This window comes from Bordetella petrii, from assembly GCF_020991325.1.
GTDB lineage: Bacteria > Pseudomonadota > Gammaproteobacteria > Burkholderiales > Burkholderiaceae_B > Bordetella_A > Bordetella_A petrii_E.
On sequence record NZ_JAJMLX010000284.1, the window covers coordinates 1 to 5647 of the forward strand.

General features: G+C 66.8%; 7 protein-coding genes. 2 read left to right on the forward strand and 5 right to left on the reverse strand.

Annotated features, from left to right (window positions below):
- Together LPZ50_RS20880 and cueR are read left to right on the forward strand one after the other, a co-directional pair.
- The coding region (locus LPZ50_RS20880; protein WP_230664578.1) for an HAD-IC family P-type ATPase at positions 1-823 on the forward strand (823 nt) is incomplete at its 5' end.
- On the forward strand, positions 820-1212 hold the full coding sequence (gene cueR / locus LPZ50_RS20885) for a Cu(I)-responsive transcriptional regulator (protein ID WP_230664580.1): 393 nt from the start codon (positions 820-822) through the stop codon (positions 1210-1212). The genes LPZ50_RS20880 and cueR, both read left to right, overlap by 4 nt.
- Positions 1213-1220: 8 nt before the next feature.
- On the opposite strand, the gene rlmD is transcribed toward cueR, so the two are convergent.
- The 5 genes from rlmD to LPZ50_RS20910 all read right to left on the reverse strand — a co-directional run.
- Positions 1221-2597: a 23S rRNA (uracil(1939)-C(5))-methyltransferase RlmD gene (rlmD, locus tag LPZ50_RS20890; protein WP_230664582.1), complete on the reverse strand. Its 1377-nt coding sequence runs from the start codon at positions 2595-2597 to the stop codon at positions 1221-1223.
- A gap of 92 nt (positions 2598-2689) precedes the next feature.
- Positions 2690-3442, reverse strand: coding sequence for a TorF family putative porin (locus tag LPZ50_RS20895; RefSeq protein WP_230664584.1), 753 nt, complete (start codon positions 3440-3442; stop codon positions 2690-2692).
- A gap of 284 nt (positions 3443-3726) precedes the next feature.
- Positions 3727-4329, reverse strand: a complete 603-nt coding sequence (locus tag LPZ50_RS20900; RefSeq protein WP_230664586.1) for a hypothetical protein — start codon at positions 4327-4329, stop codon at positions 3727-3729.
- Between the two features lie 124 nt (positions 4330-4453).
- Complete coding sequence (locus LPZ50_RS20905) at positions 4454-5230, reverse strand: 3'-5' exonuclease (protein ID WP_230664588.1); 777 nt, start codon at positions 5228-5230, stop codon at positions 4454-4456.
- Positions 5227-5647, reverse strand: a 421-nt coding sequence (locus tag LPZ50_RS20910) for a murein hydrolase activator EnvC family protein (protein WP_230664590.1), incomplete at its 5' end; no start/stop codon positions are given. The genes LPZ50_RS20910 and LPZ50_RS20905, both read right to left, overlap by 4 nt.

Sequence of the window (5647 nt, forward strand, 5' to 3'; positions counted from 1 at the left end):
CGTGGCGGCGGCGCGCGAGCGCGGGCTGGCGGTCGAAGCCGCCGAAGACTTCCAGGCCATCACGGGCGCCGGGGTGCAAGCGCGCGTGGGCGGACGGAATATCCTGGCGGGCGCGGCGCGCCTGATGGCGCGGCATGGCGTTGACCTGCAGGTGTTCGGCGACCGCGCCGCCGAATGGGGCCAGGCGGGCAAGACACCGGTGTACGTGGCCGTGGACGGCCGGCCCGCCGCCATGATTGCCGTCAGCGACCCCTTGAAACCGTCGGCCGTGGCCGCCATCCAGGCCCTGCATGCACTGGGCGTAAAAACCGCCATGATCACCGGCGACAATGAACATACGGCGCGCGGCGTGGCGCGCCAGGTGGGCATCGATGAAGTGCGCGCCGAGGTGCTGCCCGATGGCAAGGTAGCCGCCATCGACACGCTGCGCCAGGGCGGGCGCCGGCTGGCTTTCGTGGGCGACGGCATCAACGATGCCCCCGCGCTGGCCGCCGCCGATATCGGCATTGCCATTGGCACCGGCACCGACGTGGCCATCGAGGCGGCGTCGGTGGTGCTGATGGCCGATGATCTGCACGGCGTGCCCAACGCCATCGGCCTGAGCCGCGCGACGCTGGCCAATATCCGGCAGAACCTGTTCTGGGCGTTCGCCTACAACGCCGCGCTGATTCCGCTGGCCGCGGGCGTGCTGTATCCGGCCTTCGGACTATCGCTGTCGCCGGTATTCGCCGCTGCCGCCATGGCCCTTTCCAGCGTGTTCGTGCTGGGCAATGCCCTGCGCCTGCGCGCCTACCGCCCGCACATCCAGGAACCTGCATCATGAACATCGGACAAGCTGCCCGCGCGACAGGCATTTCCGCCAAGATGATCCGGTATTACGAAAGCATCGGGCTGATCGGCCCGGCCAGCCGCACCGAATCGGGCTACCGTATCTACGGCGACACCGAACTGCACACCCTGCGTTTCGTGCGGCGCGCGCGCGACCTGGGTTTTTCGGTGGAGCAGATGCATGAACTGCTGGCGCTGTGGCGCGACCGCGACCGCGCCAGCGCCGACGTCAAGCGGGTGGCCCTGAGCCATGTGGAAGGCCTGGAACGCAAGGCCGCCGAATTGCAGCAAATGGCCGATACGCTGCGGCACCTGGCCCGCCACTGCCACGGCGACAGCCGGCCCGACTGCCCCATCATCGAAGAACTGGGCGGCGCGCCCTGACGTGCCGCTCAGGCGGCCTGTGCGTCGTCTTTCAGGCGGGCTTGTTCCTGCGCCGCCAGGACTTGGGCGTCGGGCAGCGATTCGAACACGGCAATCGACTCCACGTGCCCGGTGTGCGGGAACATATTGATCACGCCTGCGCTCTTGAGGACGTAGCCCCCTTCATGGCCCATGATCGCGGCATCGCGCGCCAGCGTGGCCGGATTACAGGATACGTACACAATGCGGCGCGGCCGTTCGTGGGGCGCCAACTGCGCCAGCGCCTGGGCAACGGCCTGCGCCCCTTCCCGCGGCGGGTCGATCAGCATGCGGTCGAAGTAGCCCAGGCCGCGCAGCCAGTCGACGTCGACCTCGAACAGGTTCAGCGTGGCGAAGCTGGTGCGGCCGGCCAGGCCATGCTGCCCGGCCGCGGCCAGCGCGCGGTCGGTAAGCGCCTTGCTGCCTTCGACGCCCACGGCTTCCCGGCCGCGCGTGGCCAGGGGCAAGGTGAAATTGCCCAGCCCGCAGAACAGGTCGGCGACACGGTCGGTGGGCTGCACGTCGAGCAGGGTCAGGGCGCGCGACACCATGGCACGATTGATGGCATGGTTCACCTGGGTGAAATCGGTGGGGCGGTATGGCATGCGCAGGCCGAATTCCGGCATGGTGTAGGCCAGCGCATCGCCGTGCTCGGGCTCCAGCGGATGCACGGTGTCGGGCCCCTTGGGCTGCAGCCACCACTGCACATCGTGCTGGGCGGCAAAACGCCGCAGGATGTCGAGGTCGCCCGGCGTCAATGGCTCCAGGTGGCGCAGCACCAGCGCAGTGACGCCTTCACCCAGCGCCACTTCGATCTGCGGCATGCGGTCGGGCGTGGACATGGCGGTGATCATGGCTCGCAACGGCATCAGCAACCGGCTGACATGGGGCGGCAGCACATGGCATTCGCGCATGTCGGCTACGTAGCTGCTCTTGCGTTCATGGAAACCCACCAGCACCCCGCCCTTCTTGGGCACCACCCGCACCGACAGGCGCGCGCGGTAGCGATAGCCCCAGGTGGGGCCATGCAATGGGGGCAGCACGCGCTGCGGCCGCAGCTTGCCCACATGCCAGAACGTGTCTTCCAGCGCCCGCTGCTTGATGGCCACCTGGGCGCTGGGCTCCAGGTGCTGCATGGCACAGCCGCCGCATACCCCGAAATGCGGGCAGCGCGGCACCACGCGCAGCGAGGACGGCCGCAGAATGTCTTCGACGCGGGCGATTTCATAGGAAGGCTTGCGCCGCACCGTCTGCGCGGTAACGCGCTCGGTGGGCAGCGCACCCTCGACGAACACCACCTTGCCGTCACGGCGGGCGATTCCCCGGGCTTCCAGGTCCAGGGATTCGATATTCAGTACTTCGGCCATCTCTTGTGCAATCCAGGCTGATACAGGCAACCGGGCATTGTAAAAGAGGAAGCCGAAGTACGTTGCGCCCCTGTTTTTCCGGGCGCCAAGCCCTAGAACGAGCGCGCCACCGAGAACACCGCGCCCAGGCGGCCGGACGGGTGGCCATTCTTGGTGGGCAGCCAGTTGTCGTCCGATGCGCCCACCGCCGCCAGGCCCAGGACCCAGCCGCTCAGGTCTTTGGTGATGCCCAGCTTGTAGTCGACGTAGTGCCCGATGGAATCGCCGTCCATGTCCACCTGCTTTTTCAGCTTCTGGTAGCCCACATGGGCCACCAGTCCCCAGCCGTCGCCCAGGTCGAAGTTGGCCGTGCCGTCCAGGTACCAGGTGCCCTTGCTGTCGGGTGTGCTGAAGAAGTCGCTGGGTGTATACGAGTACTTCAGCGAGTAGCTGCCGTAGCTCAGCCCCAGGTACAGGTCGGTGTTGTTGTAGTTGCCGCCCTTGGGCGAAGAAGAACCGGGGTAGTAGTAGTACAGGGCGCCCACGTCCAGGCCGATGCCACGGCCCAGCTCGCCCTTCCAGCCGCCATAGAAATCCATCTCCAGGTTGCCCTCGGGAAACACATAATCCGAGACATTGGAGTTCCAGTTGCCCAGGTAAAAGCCCGAACTGTGGGCCAGGTCGAAGCCCACCTGTACCGCCGGCCGGAAGTTGGTCTGGGAATAACCGCGGAACCGGTAGTCGCTGACGATGGCGGCGTTGCCGCTCAGCGAAAAGCCCGCACCCAGGTCGGTGGGTTCCGCGTGGGCGACGGCGGCAAAACCGGCGCCGAGCGCCAGGGGCAATGCTAGCAACTTGCTTTTCATGGTACGGGATCCTGTGCGGAAGAATACGGATGCCGGCAGATTCGCCAGCCCGAAGCACCGGTTTCTTTTCAGAAAAATGACACCGGTTCATTCCGCATAAGCACCTTTCGTGCCAACTTTTTCAGCCCCATGTTTGCCTTGGCCGCGGGCCTTGTCCGCACCACGGCGGCGCATGCGGCCCGCGGCCGGGCACCGCCGCGGCGCGTTGCGGCGCGCCATGCGCCAACATGGCGAAAAAAAACGCGGCATGGCTGCCGCGTGAATCGGAAAATCAGGAAGACCGGTCAGTTGGCCTGCGCGGGCTGCCCAGGCTCGCCCGCCTGCCGGGCGGCGCGGCGCTCTTGCTTCTTGGCGTGGCGTTCCTGCATCTTGGCATGGCGCTCTTTGGCCCAGCCGGCAACCTGCTGCCGCTGGCTGTCGTTCAGGGTATCCCAGGCGGCCAGCCATTTGCCGCGCACCTGGTCGGCCTGCTTGCGGAATTGCTCGTGGTTTTCATCCTGGCGTGCCGCCAGCGCATGGGGGTCGAGCTTGCCGCTTTCCAGCTGGCTGGCCAGCAGATCGTGGCGCTTGCCGCCGTGTTCGCGCATGGCCTTGTGCATATCGCCCTGCGCCTGCTTGGCCGCGTCGAACGCCGCTTTCTGCTTGGCGTCGAGCTTGAGGGATTCGACCTGCTTGGGCGACAGCGGGCCCACGCCCGGCACCCAGAAACCATCGCGCATCATTTTGCCGCCGCGGTGATCGCCGTGCTTGAAGCCGCGGTGCTCGCCGTGCATGCGCGGCGGTTCGGCATTCGCATCGGGCGCGGCCAGCGCAGTGCCTGACAGGCCCGCAGCGGCAACGGCAAAGCCCAGGGCAGCCAGGGAAGAACGGATCGCGTATCGGGACATAGTGGTCTCCTGAAAGAGTAGAACGCGAGGCCATTGTGGAACGCGGCTGGTTACGGCCGGGTTTCCTGGCGGCGTCCGATATTTCAGTCGGTTGCGAGGCATGGGCCTGGCGTGGCCCTGGGCCTCAGGCGTTCCAGGCGGCGAGGTATTCGCGCCAATGGGCGGCGTCGCTGGCCGCCAGGGTGTCGCGCACCAGGTCGATCTCGGCCTGGTAGGACGCGGCATCGAGCTCGCCGCGCAGGAAGCGGAAGCGGCAGTACACCAGCCAGGTGTTGACGACGTCGGTTTCGCAGTACGCCCGGACTTCATCGGCACGACCAGCCTGCCAGGCGGGCCACACTTGGCTGCCGTCCATGCCCAGCTTGCCGGGAAAACCGCAGAGCTTGGCCAATTCGTCCAGCGGCGCATTGGCGCGGCCATTGTATTTGGCCAGCAGATCCATCAGGTCGATGTGCCGGTTATGGTAGCGGCTGATGTAGTTGTTGTATTTGAAGTCGCGGTCTTCATCGCCGGTATCCCAGTAGCGCGGGGCCGGCACGCCGTGGATCAGGCTGCGGTAATGCAGCACGGGCAGGTCGAAGCCCGACCCGTTCCAGCTGACCAGGCGCGGCGTATAGCGTTCGATGGTCTTGAAGAACCCGCTGATGAGCGCGGATTCGGGATCGTCGGGCTGGCCCAGCGTCTTGACGCGGAAGCCCTGGTCATCGCGGAACACGCAACCAATGACCGCGATGCGCTGCAAGTGCAGCGGCAGGAAGTCGTGCCCTACCGCCTCGCGGCGCGCCTGCATGGCGCGCTCGGCGACTTCGGCATCGGGCACCTCGGGCCCCCAGCCGTTGAGCTTGCGCAGCCCGTCGGTGTCGGGCAGGGTTTCCAGGTCGAAGACCAGCGTGGGCGTCATCGCGGCGGCAGGTACTTCAGGGGGTCGACCGGCGTGCCCTGGCGGCGAATTTCAAAGTGCAGGCGCGGCGACGTCGTGTCGGTCTGGCCGACTTCGGCGATCTTGGAACCGCGCTTGACTGTTTCGCCGGTCTTGACCAGCAGTTTCTGGTTGTGGGCGTAGGCGGTGATGAAGCCGTTCTGGTGATTGATGATGATCAGATTGCCCAGGCCGCGCACCCCGTTGCCGCTGTACATGACCTTGCCGTCGGCGGCGGCGCTGACCGGATCGCCCAGCGCCCCCCCGATATCGATGCCTTTGGAACTGGTGCTGAAGGGCTGGGTGACCGGGCCGCTGGACGGCCAGCCCCAGTTGATCAGGGTGGCATCCGATGCGCGCGGCGGCGTGGGCACGGCGGGCGCGGGCGTTTCGGCCGGC